Origin of the sequence: Domibacillus sp. (genome assembly GCF_031181085.1) — a bacterium.
In the GTDB taxonomy this organism is placed as follows: Bacteria; Bacillota; Bacilli; order Bacillales; family Domibacillaceae; genus Domibacillus.
Map to the genome: position 1 here is coordinate 35904 of NZ_JAPSLE010000010.1, position 16261 is coordinate 52164.

Sequence of the window (16261 nt, forward strand, 5' to 3'; positions counted from 1 at the left end):
AAAAAACCTGCTTCAGCCCTTTGCTGAAGCAGGTTTAATAATCATTGGGTTCCCGCCCGCGAATGCGCCCGGCGGTACATCCTTATTCACCAGTGTCATGGCGGACACAATCGCACCATCACCAATTTCAATACCGGGCAAAATGGTGCAGTTGGCTCCAATCATGACGTTATCACCGATCACAACGGGACCAATACGGTATTCATCGGTTAAATATTCATGTGCCAAAATGGTGGTGTTATAGCCGATAATTGTGTTACGTCCTACCATAATCTGTTCCGGAAACATAATATCCGGTACCACCTTATAAGCAAAAGCGGTTCCTGCTCCAATTTTCATACCGAGCAGACGCCGGTACAGTGCATTTTTCACGCGAACGAACGGAACAAAACGACTCACTTCAATAACGGCTGTGTTTTTGAATATTTTCCAGAACGAAACGGTTTGATAAATGTGAAAAAGCGGGTTTGCACCGCCTTTTAACGTATACCGTTTCGTCCGTCTCATTTCTGGCTGGCTCCTACCTGCAGAATATCAAGCAAATCTGCCATTGATTCCAGCATGTAATCCGGGTCATACGTATTAAGGAAATCGCGCCCTTTCAGTGACCAGGCTACACCTGCCGTTTGAACACCCGCGTTCTTCCCGCCTTCAATATCGTGATAGTTATCGCCGACCATAATAGCTTCCTCCGGCTTCGAACCAAGAGCAGCCAATGCTTTTTGGACAGGCTCTGGATGCGGCTTCGCATGTTCAACATCATCAAGCCCGATGACCACATCAAAAAACGGATCAAGATTTGTCAGCTTCAAGCCTTTAAGGACCGTTTCGTGAATCTTCGTTGAAACAATCGCCATTTTATACCCGTTTTCATGCAGTGTGCGAATCGTTTCGTACACACCTTCAAACTCTGTTACGAGTGCATCATGTTTTTCATGGTTAAATGCGCGGTAGTGATTGACCATTTCCATCGTCCGTTCCTTATCCAGCGCTTCAAACGTATCAATAAGCGGCGGTCCCATGAACGGGTATACATCTTCGCGCTCGTATTGGTTTGGAAAATAATGATTTAACGTATGAAGAAATGATTGCACAATCAGTTCATTTGTATTGATTAACGTTCCATCTAAATCAAACAGCAGTGTTGTAATATTTTTCATATATGAACAGCTTCCTTTCTTGTTGCCCGTCCCGGCTGCTTCCAAAGACGTGCGACAGCAATCGTTAACACAACAGCTGTGGTTACACGAATAAGGAAAAGCGGCCAAACTGGAATACCGAGTGGAATAAATATAAGTGTATCTTCAATCACCGCGTGGCAGGCGACGAGAAAAATAAAAGCCAGCGTTACATCTCGCTTACTGACCCCATCTTCTTCAACCGCCTGTATCATGACTGCTGACCCCATTGCCAGACCGATAAGCAGGCCGGATGCCAGCGTCATTGATGTGTTTTCACGCATGCCAAGAAACCGTGTGACAGGAGCCACAGCTTTAGAAAATGCATCAAGCCATTTTAAATCTTTGGCAATTTGAATGATGACCATAAGCGGAATGACAATCGCAGCCAGCTGCAAAACGCCAAAAACGGCTTTTTGCAGGCCCAGCAGCACAATAGCTCCCCATGTGTCCGGCTGAACAGCCGCCTCAGGAACCATGCCGTATTGAGCAATCTCTCCGCCGCCCTGCCAGACGAGATTGATGACGATACCGGCTGTTATCGCAAGCCCGATACGAACCGCTAGGATGATCCACATTTTCACACCAACTTTAACAGCAACGGTCGATTCGATAAATAAATTATGGGAGAATGACAACATCATCGCAAGAATAAACACTTCTTTCACAGTCAATTCCAGCGATAAAATCGCGCCAATCCCCGCATACAAATTGAGCGCATTCCCAATCACGAGCGGAATCGCTGCATCTCCAGATAAACCAAAAATCCCCATTAAAGGGCTGATTAAATGGATGATCCATGGCAGCACAGGCGTAAATTGCAAAATGGTGACAATGAGTGTAATCGGAAAAATCACTTTTCCCAGCTTCCACGTTGTCATACAGCCTGTCTGCAGCCCTTTGACAACTGTTTGTCTCACGATGCCATCTTCCCTTCATTTGTTTGATCTGCATAACGCGGCAGCTTATATCTTACGCGGCGATACACAAGAAGAGCTGCTGCGATCACGATCAAGGACAAGGACAGCACTTGGGCAATCCGTAAAAAATCACCCGGCAGCATTAAACTGTCTGTACGCATTCCTTCAATAAAGAAGCGGCCGACCGAATACCAAATTACATAAGATAGAAACAGCTCGCCGCGTTTCGGGTTTACTTTGCGCAAGACAAGCAAAAGCACAAATCCGAGGATATTCCAAACAGATTCGTATAAGAAGGTAGGATGGTAATAAGCACCGCCAATATACATCTGGTTGACAATAAATTCTGGCAAATGAAGATTCTCTAAAAATGAGCGTGTGACTTCTCCACCGTGTGCTTCCTGATTCATAAAGTTTCCCCAGCGGCCGATCGCCTGCCCTAAAATAATAGAAGGAGCCGCAATATCCGCCAGTTTCCAAAAAGAAAGGCGGCGCTTTCTTGTAAATACAATCGCGGTAATAACCGATCCAATCAACGCCCCGTGAATGGCGATACCGCCGTTCCAAATTTGAATAATGGCTTCGGGATGCTGTGAATAGTAAGACCATTCAAACAGAACATAGTAAGCGCGTGCTGAAATAAGCGCGATTGGAATGGCCCAAATCAGCAAATCAGAAAACGTGTCCTCGGGCAGGCCAAGCCTGTTTGCTTCTTTTGAAGCTAAATAAAAACCGAGGGCGATACCGATTCCGATAATAATGCCATACCAGTGTACTTGAAAATTGCCCAGTTCCAAGGCAATTGGATTTAACGGATACTCCAAAATGTTTTCACTCCTTACTGCTTATCATCGATTCCAGCATCATTAATGGCACCAGCCAGTTTATCTGTGAATTCCTGGGCTGCGTTCACACCCATCCGTTTTAAGCGGAAGTTCATGGCTGCCACTTCAATGATAACAGCCAGGTTTCGCCCAGGGCGGACCGGCAGGGTAATCTTTGTAATCTCCGAATCCAAAATAGGGAGTTTATCTTCTTCAATGCCAAGACGATCATATTGTTTGTCCGGGTCCCACAGCTCAAGGTTTACATTCAATGTAATAATTTTATGTGAACGAACGGCTCCTGCCCCGAAAAGTGTCATGACGTTAATAATGCCCAGCCCGCGAATTTCCAGCAAATGCTCAATCAATTCTGGTGAATTGCCCACCAGACGCCCGATGTCTTCCTGGCGGATCTCTACACAGTCATCTGCCACAAGTCGATGGCCGCGCTTTACAAGCTCAAGCGCTGTCTCACTTTTCCCGACGCCGCTTTGTCCAGTAATCAATACGCCGATTCCATAAATATCAACAAGAACGCCATGAATAGCTGTTGTTGGTGCGAGCATGGACTCCAGGTAATTGGTCAGCTGGCTTGCAAATTTAGTCGTGGTCATTTTTGAACGCATAACTGGTACTGAATAAGCCTCCGATGCTTCAATGAGTTCAACAGGTACACTTAAATTGCGCGAAACGATAATAGCAGGTGTTTCATAGTCACACAGCTTATCCATTCGGTCTTTTTTTTCTTCAGGGTTAAGCCGCTGAAAAAAAGACAGCTCGGTCATACCAATCAGCTGTACACGTTCTGCCGGATAATAATCAAAAAATCCTGCTATCTCAAGACCCGGACGTGATAAGTCACTTAATTTAATAGGGCGATGAAGTCCTTCTTCACCACTAACAAGCTCTAAATCGAATTTCTCCAAAAGATCAACTGCACGCACTTTTGGCATCGTATTCCCTCCTCTTTACCCAAACGAATTGCCTTCATTGTACCATGTTTCTGATTAAAACAGACGTTTCGGTATCGATTTTCCCTGTTCTCCTGTACATAAAGAACGAAAGGAGTGATTCATATGAAAATAGCCATTGATGCAGGGCATGGCCCTACAACCCAAGGCAAAAGATCGCCTGACGGAATGAAAGAATTCGAGTTTAATAGGGCAACCGCCTTGTTTCTCCGTGATGAGCTGCCAGCGGACACGTTGTTGGTTCATGATGATCAGATCGATCTTTCCCTCAGAGAACGGGTGCAGCGGGCAAACCAGGCTGGTGCTGATTTATATGTATCGATTCACGCAAACGCTTTTGGCACGGGCTGGACAGAACCAAATGGCATTGAAACCTACGTTCATACGTCCCGGCCTCCCCAGTCCATAGCTGTAGCACAAACCGTACAGCGGGAGCTTGTTTTGGCAACAGGGCGGCGTGACCGCGGAGTAAAGACGGCTGATTTTTATGTACTGCGAAAAACCACAATGCCCGCTATTTTAATTGAAGCCGGATTTATGACCAACAAAACGGAAGCGTCCCTGCTGCAAAGGACGGATTACCGGAAAACGTGCGCAAGAGCGATTGCGTCAGCGATTCGGCTGACCTGTATGTAGTCAAAAAAGCAGGAAGCGACTGCTTCCTGCTTTTTTATTTTCTTCTTAAAATGGTCGATTGCAAAACCATATTGACCAAAGCCATAATGATGGCGATCACAAGCGCGAGCCCGAAACTTTCAATTTCAAATGCGTAGCCCATAATGCTGTCTGTCATCAGAAGCGTAATAGCGTTAATGACAAATAAAAATAAACCAAGTGAAATCATCGTGATCGGCAGTGTTAAGATCACAAGCACGGGCCGGACAATAAGATTTAAAACGGATAATACCAGGCTGGCAATAACTGCATAGAGGAAACTATCCACATGCAGCCCTGGAAAATAGCCTGCCAATGCAACAAGCAAAATGGCATTAATAAGCACACCTGCTATCCAGCCCATTCTGAAAACTCCCTTGCTTCTTTAGTAATTAAATGCCCTCCCCAAACGAATCCTCGTCCGAGCCTGGCGGCGGTGTCTGGCGCAATGAAGACATCCGCAGTGTAATCGAGCCTGTTTTCGTTTCCGCATCAATCATGAGCTGGCGGTCATCCATCACGTTTTCACTTTCAAACTTCAATGATTTTTGGATGCGCTCATCTTTTTCTGAAACATGGCCCATTCCTGTTTCCGGCAGCGTCAGCCGGCCTGCGGTTGTGCGAATCTCTCCTTTTACAGCAAGATCCTGTGGTACATAAAGTTCAATATTTCCCGTCATGGATTCAGCGCGGACTGCCTCGGCCTGATCTTTTTTCGCATCGTATAGCAGGTTGCCATTAAACGTCTGCAAATCAGCAAACCGATAAGTTCCAACCATATGAATCGCACCGTTAAACGTATTAAGCTCTGCCCGTTCTCCTTCACAGTCAATCAGGCGGATCGGGCCGTTTCCTGTTTCTGCTTCGATCACCGCAATGCGGCTGTTTTTCAATTCTATTTTCCCGTTTCCGGAACGGACCTCAAGCTTCTCTGCTGCTACATCCCTCATATCAAATGCACCGTTAAACAGTTTTACCGACACATCATCCAGTTCCTTTGAAGGAATAAAAAGCGTAATATCTGTTTTCATCAGCTTTAAGCCGACTGAAAGAGACAGTTTATCTTCGCGGGCATAAAAAATGCTGTTTTTCAAGAAGGACTGTTTTGCTTCTTCTTCTGTAGAAACGCCAAATACTTTCACATGGCATTCCGCTTTTACACCTTCACCATCCCATGGACGGACTGTAACGGATCCATTCGCTGTCTCAAGCTTTAAACGGCGCGGCGTTACATTTTGCTCATGAAAAACATGTGTAAATTCAGTTCCTTTTCCGACAAACGGCATTTCTACATCTTTCAATCGTTTAACAGCTGACTGCATAAACTCGAATAACTTGTCTTTTGATTGAGTAACGGTTTCGGTTGTCGGGCGCTGGCCGGCCATTTTTTGACCGAACTTCTCCAGTTCTTCAAAAAGGCCGCCCAGATTGAAGCCTTTCGAGCTCTCTTCCTCTTTTGCTGCAGAAAAACGCGTTTCTTTCTCGCTTGAGATGTTGCTGCCCTTCTCTAAGGCTTCAATCAGTTTGACTGCTTCATCCGCTGAAATCACTCCGGATTCAACCATTTTTAATATGCGCAGTTTTTCTTCGCTCATCAATGTAAACCTCCCGTTTTTCGTTTCTATTCGTATATACGAACGCTCCATCAAAAGGTTTCATTTTATTCTGCTTTGACAGCCATACGCTCACGGTCACGCTCTAAAATTTTCTTCAAATAGTGACCAGTATGTGATTCTTTCGTCGCAGCGATGTCTTCAGGCGTGCCGGATGCTATGATCGTTCCGCCTTTATCGCCTCCTTCAGGGCCAAGGTCAACAAGATAATCGGCCGCCTTAATCACATCAAGGTTGTGCTCAATAACCAGCACCGTATCACCATTATCAACGAGGCGCTGCAGTACTTGAAGAAGCCGGGCAATATCATCGGTATGCAGGCCCGTTGTCGGCTCATCCAAAATATAAAACGAGCGGCCGGTCGAGCGGCGGTGCAGCTCAGATGCCAATTTAACACGCTGCGCTTCCCCGCCGGACAAGGTAGTGGCCGGCTGTCCAAGCGTAATATAGCCGAGGCCGACATCTGCAATGGTTTGAAGCTTCCGGCTGATTTTAGGAATGTTTTCAAAGAACTCAAGCGCATCTTCAACGGTCATTTCAAGCACATCTGAGATGCTTTGGCCTTTGTATTTTACTTCAAGCGTTTCCCGGTTATACCGTTTGCCATGACATACTTCACACGGTACGTATACGTCCGGCAGAAAATGCATTTCAATTTTAATGATGCCGTCTCCCCGGCACGCTTCACAGCGGCCGCCTTTTACGTTAAAGCTGAAACGTCCTTTTTTGTACCCGCGTACCTTCGCTTCGTTTGTCTGCGCGAACACATCCCGAATGTCATCAAAAACACCCGTATAAGTGGCCGGGTTGGAGCGCGGCGTGCGGCCGATCGGCGACTGGTCAATATCAATGACTTTATCGAGCTGATCGATTCCTTTCACTTCTTTGTGGGCGCCTGGACGCGCTTTTGCCCGGTTCAGCTTTTGTGCCAGTGCTTTATAAAGGATCTCATTGATGAGCGTACTTTTTCCTGAACCCGATACACCTGTTACAGCTGTAAATACGCCGAGCGGGAATTTCGCTTTTACGTTTTTTAAATTGTTTTCTTTCGCGCCAATGACTTCAACCCAGCGGCCATCCGGCTTGCGCCGCTCCTCCGGAAGAGGAATGTATTTATCGCCCGACAAGTACTGGCCGGTGAGTGATTTTTCATTTTTCATTACTTCTTCCGGTGTGCCCGCCGCAATAACCGAACCGCCGTGAACACCTGCGCCCGGCCCGATATCGATCAAATAGTCGGCTGCAATCATGGTGTCTTCATCATGCTCAACGACAATAAGGGTGTTGCCAATATCACGCATATTCTGCATGGTGCGAATCAAGCGGTCATTATCACGCTGATGAAGGCCGATAGAAGGTTCGTCTAAAATGTACAGTACACCGGTCAGGCGTGAGCCAATTTGCGTGGCGAGCCGGATCCGCTGCGCTTCTCCACCGGAAAGTGTGCCGGCTGCACGGCTTAATGTTAGATAATCAAGGCCGACATCAATTAAAAATCCAAGCCGTTCGCAAATTTCCCGCAGTACAAGGCGGGCAATTTGCATTTCCTTTTCAGTCAGCTTAATATCTTTGAAAAAGTCAGCTGCTTCTTGAATGGAAAAAGCAGTCGTATCAGAAATGGTTAAGTCGTTAATTTTAACGGCCAGGCTTTCTTTTTTCAGCCGCTGTCCTTTACAAGTCGGGCACTTCGATTCACCCATATACTTTTCCATTTGTTCCCGGATATAATCCGAGCTTGTTTCTTTATAGCGGCGCTCTACATTGCTGAGTACACCTTCAAAGACGATATGGTTGTCCCGGATCTGCCCGAAATCATTCTCATACCGAAAACGGATGCGGTCCTTTCCAGAACCATTCAAAAGTTTATCCTTATGCTCGTCAGGGAGGTCTTTCCACGGTGTATCCATATCAATCTTGTAATGTGTACAAACGGCTTTTAAAAGCTGCGGATAATATTGAGAGCTTATCGGTTCCCACGGAACAATCGCATTCTCGTTTAAAGACAGGTCTTTATCAGGAACCACTAAATCTGCATCTACTTTTTTCTTCATGCCAAGCCCGTCGCAGGATGGGCAGGCGCCGAATGGGCTGTTAAATGAAAACATGCGCGGTTCCAGTTCTCCAACCGAAAATCCGCAATGCGGACAGGCATGGTGCTCACTAAACAGCATTTCTTCTTCACCGATCACATCGACGATGACATTTCCTTCACCAAGGCGAAGAGCCGTTTCGATCGAATCTGCCAGACGCGCTTCTACCCCTTCTTTTACGACGATCCGGTCAATAATAACTTCAATCGAATGCTTTTTGTTTTTTTCCAGTTCAATCTCTTCTTCTAAATCACGCATATCTCCATTTACACGCACGCGGACATACCCTTGTCGCTTTATGTCTTCAAACACTTTCGCATGCGTGCCTTTACGGCCGGAGACAACCGGGGCGAGCACTTGAATTTTAGTTCGTTCCTCAAGCTCCATGACCCGGTCGACCATCTGGCCGATCGTCTGGGAAGTAATTTCAATGTCGTGGATCGGACAGATAGGCCGCCCAACCCGTGCATATAAAAGACGCAGGTAATCATAAATTTCTGTTACGGTTCCTACAGTCGAACGCGGATTGCGGCTCGTGGTTTTCTGATCGATGGAAATCGCCGGTGATAATCCCTCGATAGAGTCGACATCCGGTTTATCCATCTGCCCTAAAAACTGGCGGGCGTAGGCAGACAGCGATTCTACATAACGCCGCTGTCCTTCCGCATAAATGGTATCAAAGGCAAGCGATGATTTTCCTGATCCGGACAAGCCGGTCAATACGACCAGCTGGTCACGTGGAATGGTTATATCAATATTTTTTAAATTATGGGCACGTGCCCCTTTTACAGATATATGATCAATGGCCATGAGGGCACCTCTATTCTGATTTTAATTCAAACAATGCGTCACGAAGCTCGGCAGCACGCTCGAAATCGAGTGCTTTCGCTGCTTCTTTCATTTCCGCCTCTAAGTTCGTAATAAGTTTTTGTCTTTCCTGCTTTGAAATTTTTCGGCCGGTATTCTTTGAAGCGTATGTTTCGGTTTCCTCTGCTGCTTGTGTGGCACGTATCACATCGCGGATATCTTTTTGAATGGTCATTGGCGTAATGCCGTGCTTCTCATTGTATGCTTCTTGAATTTCACGGCGGCGTTTTGTTTCTTCGATCGCTTTTGTCATGGAATCTGTCATTTTATCAGCATACATAATGACTTTTCCTTCGGCATTACGTGCAGCCCGGCCAATGGTTTGAATAAGCGACCGTTCGGAGCGAAGAAACCCTTCTTTATCGGCATCGAGAATAGCCACTAGCGATACTTCCGGGATATCGAGTCCTTCCCGGAGCAAGTTGATTCCGACGAGAACATCATACTTGCCGAGGCGGAGATCGCGGATAATTTCAATCCGCTCAAGTGTTTTAATTTCCGAATGCAAATACTGCACTTTAATGCCGATTTCTTTCAAGTAATCCGTTAAGTCTTCTGACATTTTCTTTGTTAATGTTGTGATCAGTACGCGCTCGTCTTTTTCGATCCGTTCATTGATTTCACCGAGCAAATCGTCAATCTGCCCTTCGATCGACCGGACGTCAATGGTTGGGTCAAGCAGGCCAGTCGGGCGAATAATCTGCTGTGTCATTTCTGGCGTTTGTTCAAGCTCATATGGGCCTGGTGTTGCCGATACGTACACAATCTGGTTAATGTGCTCTTCAAATTCCGAAAAAGTAAGAGGCCGGTTATCCTTCGCGGATGGAAGGCGAAAACCATGGTCAACCAGCACCTGCTTGCGCGCCTGGTCGCCATTATACATGCCGCGCACCTGCGGCAGCGTAACATGGGACTCATCAATGACCATTAAAAAGTCATCCGGAAAATAATCCAATAATGTATAAGGAGTTGAACCGGGCGGACGAAGTGTTAAATGGCGCGAATAGTTTTCAATTCCTGAGCAAAAGCCCATTTCCCGCATCATTTCCAGATCATAGCGGGTCCGCTGTTCTAAACGCTGCGCTTCTAAAAGCTTTTCCTCTGCCCGAAGCTCTGCCAGGCGCTCTTCCAGCTCCTGCTCAATGTTGCCGATGGCAATGTTCATTTTTTCTTCCCTCGTAACGAAGTGGCTGGCCGGAAAAATAGCGGCGTGCTCGCGGTCACCCATAATTTCTCCGGTCAAGGCATCCACTTCGCGAATGCGGTCAATTTCATCTCCAAAAAATTCAACACGAATACACCGCTCGTCTCTTGAAGCCGGGAAAATTTCCACTACATCTCCGCGAACCCGGAAGGTTCCGCGCTTAAAATCAATGTCATTTCGTTCATACTGAATGTCAACAAGGCGCCGAAGCAAATCATTTCGCGGCACCTCCATGCCTGTGCGGAGCGAGATCACCATTTCTTTATATTCTTCCGGTGAACCAAGGCCGTAAATGCACGACACAGACGCGATAATAATGACATCATCGCGTTCAAATAGGGCAGACGTTGCCGAGTGGCGCAGCTTATCGATTTCATCGTTAATACTGGCATCTTTTTCAATAAATGTATCCGTTTGCGGGACGTACGCCTCCGGCTGATAATAGTCATAGTAACTGACGAAGTATTCCACTGCGTTATTTGGGAAAAATTCTTTAAACTCACTGTAAAGCTGGCCAGCAAGTGTTTTGTTATGGGCGATGACAAGCGTGGGCTTTTTCACTTCCTGAATCACATTTGAGACGGTAAATGTTTTCCCTGTACCTGTCGCGCCAAGCAGCGTTTGATGTTTTTTGCCGCTGCGAATGCCTTCGACAAGTTCTGCAATGGCTGCCGGCTGGTCGCCCTCCGGTTTATATTTAGAAACTAAGTTAAATTCATGCGCCAACGCATTGTCCCCCTGTCTATATCCGTTCTTCTTTCTTTTATACTTCCCATTTTATCATGATCGAAACAAAAAAAGCCAACAAAAAGCACACACTTGTTCGGAATGCGTGTTTTTGCGGCGATAAAAAAACACCGAATCCATTTCGGTGTCAGTTCAGCTTTACCTTCAGCCGTTTCATCATTCGGTTGGACAGCCAAAGGCCGGCTGTAATAGAAAAAGCGTCCATTACGATCAATTCCCACGTATGGGTATATCCTTTATAGGCAGATGCGGCAATCAGTGCGACTGTCAAAATAACGCCAAGAAACTGGTTGTATGTTACACGTGAAAACAGTAAAACAAGCAAAGCCGGCATAAACATTGCCAGAATCAGCTGATCCACCATCATGCCCTCCTAAGTTTTTTCTTTTATCATACTGGATTTTTCTTTTTTCGGAAAGATTGGATTTTATTATGACCGGTTAATAATGCGCTCTGTTAAATCTCGAAGCTCACTGTGCGGCATAAATTTCTCAGCCAGCATATCCGGCATAATATGGTCAATAAAATACTGCACACAATGAAGATCTTGAAATTTCAAAATCGTGTTGAGCGCTTCTTCGTAAATTTCAAAGAAAAGCGGGTCTGGATTTCGTTTTAAAATTTCTCCATATGCTTCATACAGCAAATCCACTTTATCGGCTACTGACAAAATACGTCCTTCAAGCGTGCTGTCTTTCCCTTCTTTTAAACGCCTAAAATAGGCTTCGTGGAACTCCGGCGGAAATTCCGCTTCAATAAAGCGGCGTGCCATTTTTTCTTCTACCTGCGAAAACAGCTCTTTTAATTCTGTTGTCGCATACTTCACCGGCGTTTTAATATCTCCGGTAAACAACTCCGCATAATCATGGTTGAGTGCTTTTTCATATAAAGACCGCCAGTCCACTGTTGCGCCTTTCATTTCCTCGACTGTGCCTAAAAATTGAGCGATTTTTGTGACCTTGAATGAATGAGCCGCCACATTATGGCTTTGAAATTTAAACTTCCCCGGCAGGCGGTATAAATGCTCAAGATCTGACAGTGTTTTAAAGTATGTATGTACCCCCATGATACCCACTCCTTTTCTAATGAAGAAACCTGTTCATTTTCTGTAAGGTATGATGACTATTGTAACGGCAAATAAACAGAAAAAAAAGAAAAATCCACTCTGTTATGGAACAACAGGTGGATTTTTGTATTGAATCCGATTACATTCTCTGAAAAAGTTACTCTTCTACTTTACTTAAACAGCGTTCACATTCCGTATGGTACGACTCATGCTGCTCTGTTATCTGTGCCCCGCACTGGCAGCACTCTTTCCCCGGGATATTACGGTAAAATTCTAACGGCATCATGTTCATGTCCCCCTTCTGATTTTTGGTTGATGTGTTGCTGTAGGTTTATTGTATTATAACAGATACAATAAGTCAACACGTGTTATATAATAAATTCGTTTTTTGCGATAAAAAAAAACGCCCTTTAAAAAGGGCATTTCAAGCTGTAGATAAATTATACGGATCCGTGCACATGAATGGATAGATCGGCGGCGTCCAGGCAGCTCCGCTTTCCATGGGGCAGGCGCTGCCCTCCCGCCGCCAAAGTGGCTTGCGACAAGATGGTATAGAGCTAGTAAGGTCATACCTTTCTGTTTACAAAAGAAAAAATATCTATTCAGTTCTTGCTTATTGATCTGCAACACCACTTAGTGAAGCCTGCCGGACGAAGACTCCTGCGGGAAGTACAGGGATTCGGGAGACCCCGCAGGCGCAGCCGAGGAGTCTCCCGCACTGCCTTAGGATGCGCGAAGTCCGGCAGGCTTCACTTATCGGCTCTTTTTTAAAAGCGAAAGACTTTGTCTAGATAATTAAACGCCCTTTGAAAAGGGCGTTTAATCAGAAAACACAGAGTCATCTAGATATTCTTTTTCTTCAGGCGCAAACAGCAGGCCAAGCTCATGGTGTTCATTTTCGTAAATAGAGCCTTGCGTAAATCGAACCTGCCCGTTTGTGCCAATCACTTCAAGCTTGCAATACGCAGCATTTTTCTGCAGCGCTTTATAAAATTCTGTTTCTGTCCCTACCGGTATCCCGTTTACTTTTGTGATAATTTCACCAATCATCAGCCCCATCTTTCGAGCAGGTGCTCCCGGGAGAACGCCCACCACCATGATTCCTTTCGGCTGGGTCGTAAAAAAGTACGGACGATGCTTTTCATAGCTGAAATGACGGCGGGTAATCGCTATGCGCGCAATAGCCGCGAATAAAACAGCGGCCGCGGACAGCTGCCATATCCAATAAGAGCCTGCCGCAATAAGCAATGTCAGAGCACCAGCCCAAATAACACTTTTACCCGTCGCCTGTACGGCCAGCGCTGGAAGTGTACTGCGCACAGTCATCGAAAAGCCGACTAGAAACGGAAATAAGATCAGGTAGTAATGCCCGGCGCCAATCGGGATCACCGGCCACCAATCCGCAAATGATTCAAGCGGGCGGGATCCTGGAACCGGGAGAAATACTGGAACAAGCCAAAGGCGCCGCGCCAGATGAACCGCCGTTTTCTGTCCGCGCTTACTCATCTCCAGGCGCGGCGACGTTCCCTGATAACCGCGCTTATGAATAAGCACCCCTTCGGCTATTACCAGAAGTGCCGTGATAAGGGCTAGAATAGATAAAATGCTTTCTATTTTCAAAGGTTCATAGGAAATAAATGAATATCCCGCGTAATCGGCCAGAATAAATACAGCATAAGCGGCTGTTAAGGTCCAGGCAGGCGACAGCAGAAAAAAGCCGCCAATACTGAAGATAATAAACAGCGCTGCCATAAAGCTGAGCAGGTCAGCCGGTAAAGCCAGGCCAAGACCAAGAGAAATAATAGATAGCACGAGACCTACTGCCAGGCTCGATGGCAAAATAAACCGGATTTCTTGATATATATCATATACGCGTGTGCCGAAGTCCTTGCGTTCACGCGTGACACGAAACATGCCGACTACAAAAGCCAGAACAAATGAAAAATAAAAGACAGGGTGAAGCAATAATCTTCCTGCAGCCGTAATGAGCTGCATGAGCCAGTCCAAAGCCATAAAAGTCCCTCCAGAGCGTTGCACAAAAGTCTTTCTCTCTATTGTATCAGAAAGCTTCTGCAATCGTTAACAGACTTATGGCGCTTTTTCATCAAGCTTCGCTGAGCGCCTTTTCAAACTGACCGATAATGTCTTCCGCTTCTTCAATACCAATTGAAATACGAACGGTTTTCTCAGAAACACCGACGGCTGCTTTTTCTTCTGCATTAAGTGAACGGTGGGAAGTGCCAAACGGCCATGAAACAGATGTTTCTACACCGGCAAGCGACGGAACAATCCCGATCCAGCCAAGTGAGCGGAAAAAAGCAAATTCGTCTGTATCTTTCGTCAGGTCAATCGTAACGACCGCTCCATTTCCCCGCTCAGATACGCCTTTTGGATAAAAAACTTCTTCTACTTTTGAATGAGTACGGAGCCAGTCTGCCACTTTCTCTGCATTGGCAGCCTGGCGCTCCATCCGCAGGCCAAGCGTTTTGGCTCCTCGGCATGCGAGCCATGATTCAAACGGGCTTAAGTTCATGCCAATGTTCACAACACGGCTTCTCGCTGCTTGTATGTATTCTTCCTTTCCAACTACAACACCTGCTGACACGTCACTATGTCCGCCGATATATTTTGTCGCTGAGTGAACAACGAGATCCGCACCTAACTCGTAAGGCTTGATTAAAAACGGAGTGGCAAACGTATTATCTACCATTAAAACAAGTTCTTTTTTCTTGGCAAGAGCCGATACTTCTGCTATATTCTCAACACGCAAAAACGGGTTTGTAATTGATTCTGTATACAGCATAACCGTTTCCGGGCGGACGGCCGCTTCCACAGCTGACAAGTCTTCAAAATCTACAAACGAAGTTTCAATGCCCATACGCGACAGCTCTTCTTTCATAGCATAAAACGTGCCGCCATATACATCCTGCGCGGCTACAATGTGATCGCCGCTTTTGGCCACAGCCAGAACTGCAGCTGTAATCGCACCAAGACCAGATGACGCTGCTACTCCCTCTGGTGCTCCTTCAAGACGTGCTGTAATATTGGCCAGCTCATCTGCATTAGGATTGCCGACACGTGTATACAGATAAGGGGATTCCCCATTATAATAGCCTTCCATTTCTTCCAAGCTGTTGAATGCAAACACAGATGTCTGATAAATCGGCGTAACCTTGCTTTGAATATTTTTCGGCAGCTTTTCGCCATGTAATGCTTTTGTGTTAAAAGAATCCATTGTTGTCCACTCCTTTTTATCTGTCCATTATATTCCGAAAATTGCACAAAAACAATCCGCCCGGCAGGGAGCGGATTAGCGGATTAGCTCTTTCATCATCGGCTCGTCCATCGGACCAACGATTTTTTGGGATACCGTGCCTTCTTCATCAAGCACGTATGTAGTAGGGATTGTATACACATCATACTCCTCTGTCACTGCACCGCTTTCGTCGAGCAGCACAGGAAACGTGATATCGTATTGATGGGCAAATTCCCTCGCTTTAGACGAACTTTCTTCTATATTAACCGCCAGTATTTCAACATTGTCCGGCTTTTCCTCGTAAAAGGCCTGCATGTGAGGCATTTCGTCTTTGCACGGCGGGCACCATGTTGCCCAGAAATTCAAAAATACTTTCTTCCCTTTGTAATCCGACAGCTTCACCTTTTTCCCATCTATTGTTTCCAAATGGAAATCTGGTGCTTTCTCTCCGATCGCAATACCGTTTTTGTCGTTTGTCACGGCCATCCCTTTTTCACCGATATCCGTTACGTCTTTACGATCTTCATACAACTGAAAGCCGGCCAGTCCTATTAAAAGAATCAGCAGTGCGATGCCTAGCCATTTCTTGCGCATATGTGTCTCCTCCAGCAGGTTATGATCATTCCTCACTCCTTCCATCATATCATATGACCGCTTTCCTCCACTTATCTGCAAAAACAGTAGAAAAACAAAAAAAAGCCGCCATAAAGCGGCTTTCCTGCATTAAAATCCCCAGCCAACATATGCTGCGCCCACGATGATAAGTAGAATAAACAATACGACTACAAGCGCGAATCCGCTGCCGTACCCGTTTTCTTTGTATTCGCCCATGTTTCTCCACCTCCCTGTCCGTTACACTTACAGCGTATGC

General features: G+C 46.0%; 17 protein-coding genes. 1 reads left to right on the forward strand and 16 read right to left on the reverse strand.

Annotated elements, in window-relative coordinates; genetic code table 11:
* Positions 1-12 precede the first annotated feature (12 nt).
* From RIN81_RS13880 to hprK, 5 genes are read right to left on the reverse strand one after another with little or no spacing between them, the layout of a single operon-like run.
* Positions 13-507 carry an acyltransferase gene (locus RIN81_RS13880; protein ID WP_309091129.1) on the reverse strand — a complete coding sequence of 165 codons (495 nt, stop codon included), beginning with the start codon at positions 505-507 and terminating at the stop codon, positions 13-15.
* Positions 504-1160, reverse strand: a complete 657-nt coding sequence (gene ppaX, locus RIN81_RS13885) for a pyrophosphatase PpaX (protein ID WP_309091133.1) — start codon at positions 1158-1160, stop codon at positions 504-506. The genes RIN81_RS13880 and ppaX overlap by 4 nt, the downstream gene beginning before the upstream one ends.
* Complete coding sequence (locus RIN81_RS13890; RefSeq protein WP_309091219.1) at positions 1157-2059, reverse strand: nucleoside recognition domain-containing protein; 903 nt, start codon at positions 2057-2059, stop codon at positions 1157-1159. Before RIN81_RS13890 ends, ppaX begins: the two co-directional genes overlap by 4 nt.
* A gap of 35 nt (positions 2060-2094) precedes the next feature.
* On the reverse strand, positions 2095-2922 hold the full coding sequence (gene lgt, locus RIN81_RS13895; RefSeq protein WP_375164555.1) for a prolipoprotein diacylglyceryl transferase: 828 nt from the start codon (positions 2920-2922) through the stop codon (positions 2095-2097).
* A gap of 14 nt (positions 2923-2936) precedes the next feature.
* Positions 2937-3875, reverse strand: a complete 939-nt coding sequence (hprK, locus tag RIN81_RS13900; protein WP_309091135.1) for an HPr(Ser) kinase/phosphatase — start codon at positions 3873-3875, stop codon at positions 2937-2939.
* A 123-nt stretch (positions 3876-3998) separates the two neighbouring features.
* Between hprK and RIN81_RS13905 the strand changes: the two genes are divergently transcribed.
* A complete protein-coding gene (locus RIN81_RS13905) occupies positions 3999-4529 on the forward strand; it encodes an N-acetylmuramoyl-L-alanine amidase (RefSeq protein ID WP_309091137.1) in 531 nt (176 codons plus the stop codon).
* Between the two features lie 34 nt (positions 4530-4563).
* On the opposite strand, the gene RIN81_RS13910 is transcribed toward RIN81_RS13905, so the two are convergent.
* The 11 genes from RIN81_RS13910 to RIN81_RS13960 all read right to left on the reverse strand — a co-directional run bounded on the left by RIN81_RS13910 (position 4564) and on the right by RIN81_RS13960 (position 16221).
* Positions 4564-4911 carry a phage holin family protein gene (locus RIN81_RS13910; protein WP_309091139.1) on the reverse strand — a complete coding sequence of 116 codons (348 nt, stop codon included), beginning with the start codon at positions 4909-4911 and terminating at the stop codon, positions 4564-4566.
* 28 nt (positions 4912-4939) lie between these two features.
* Positions 4940-6142: a DUF4097 family beta strand repeat-containing protein gene (locus RIN81_RS13915; RefSeq protein WP_309091141.1), complete on the reverse strand. Its 1203-nt coding sequence runs from the start codon at positions 6140-6142 to the stop codon at positions 4940-4942.
* Positions 6143-6207: 65 nt separating this feature from the next.
* Complete coding sequence (gene uvrA / locus RIN81_RS13920; protein ID WP_309091143.1) at positions 6208-9060, reverse strand: excinuclease ABC subunit UvrA; 2853 nt, start codon at positions 9058-9060, stop codon at positions 6208-6210.
* Between the two features lie 10 nt (positions 9061-9070).
* Positions 9071-11047: an excinuclease ABC subunit UvrB gene (gene uvrB / locus RIN81_RS13925; RefSeq protein WP_309091145.1), complete on the reverse strand. Its 1977-nt coding sequence runs from the start codon at positions 11045-11047 to the stop codon at positions 9071-9073.
* 148 nt (positions 11048-11195) lie between these two features.
* Positions 11196-11432: a CsbA family protein gene (locus RIN81_RS13930; protein WP_242231864.1), complete on the reverse strand. Its 237-nt coding sequence runs from the start codon at positions 11430-11432 to the stop codon at positions 11196-11198.
* A 66-nt stretch (positions 11433-11498) separates the two neighbouring features.
* The gene (locus RIN81_RS13935; protein ID WP_309091148.1) at positions 11499-12134 is read right to left on the reverse strand and encodes a YfbR-like 5'-deoxynucleotidase; all 636 of its coding nucleotides are present in this window, start codon (positions 12132-12134) and stop codon (positions 11499-11501) included.
* A 157-nt stretch (positions 12135-12291) separates the two neighbouring features.
* The gene (gene yhfH, locus RIN81_RS13940) at positions 12292-12420 is read right to left on the reverse strand and encodes a protein YhfH (RefSeq protein ID WP_242231866.1); all 129 of its coding nucleotides are present in this window, start codon (positions 12418-12420) and stop codon (positions 12292-12294) included.
* 533 nt (positions 12421-12953) lie between these two features.
* Positions 12954-14147 (reverse strand): PDZ domain-containing protein, encoded by a 1194-nt coding sequence (locus RIN81_RS13945; protein WP_309091150.1) that lies wholly within the window; start codon positions 14145-14147, stop codon positions 12954-12956.
* A 91-nt stretch (positions 14148-14238) separates the two neighbouring features.
* Positions 14239-15369 (reverse strand): trans-sulfuration enzyme family protein, encoded by a 1131-nt coding sequence (locus RIN81_RS13950; protein WP_309091153.1) that lies wholly within the window; start codon positions 15367-15369, stop codon positions 14239-14241.
* A gap of 75 nt (positions 15370-15444) precedes the next feature.
* Positions 15445-15984 carry a redoxin domain-containing protein gene (locus RIN81_RS13955; RefSeq protein ID WP_309091155.1) on the reverse strand — a complete coding sequence of 180 codons (540 nt, stop codon included), beginning with the start codon at positions 15982-15984 and terminating at the stop codon, positions 15445-15447.
* Positions 15985-16113: 129 nt separating this feature from the next.
* Positions 16114-16221: a YjcZ family sporulation protein gene (locus tag RIN81_RS13960; RefSeq protein WP_242231870.1), complete on the reverse strand. Its 108-nt coding sequence runs from the start codon at positions 16219-16221 to the stop codon at positions 16114-16116.
* Positions 16222-16261 lie beyond the last annotated feature (40 nt).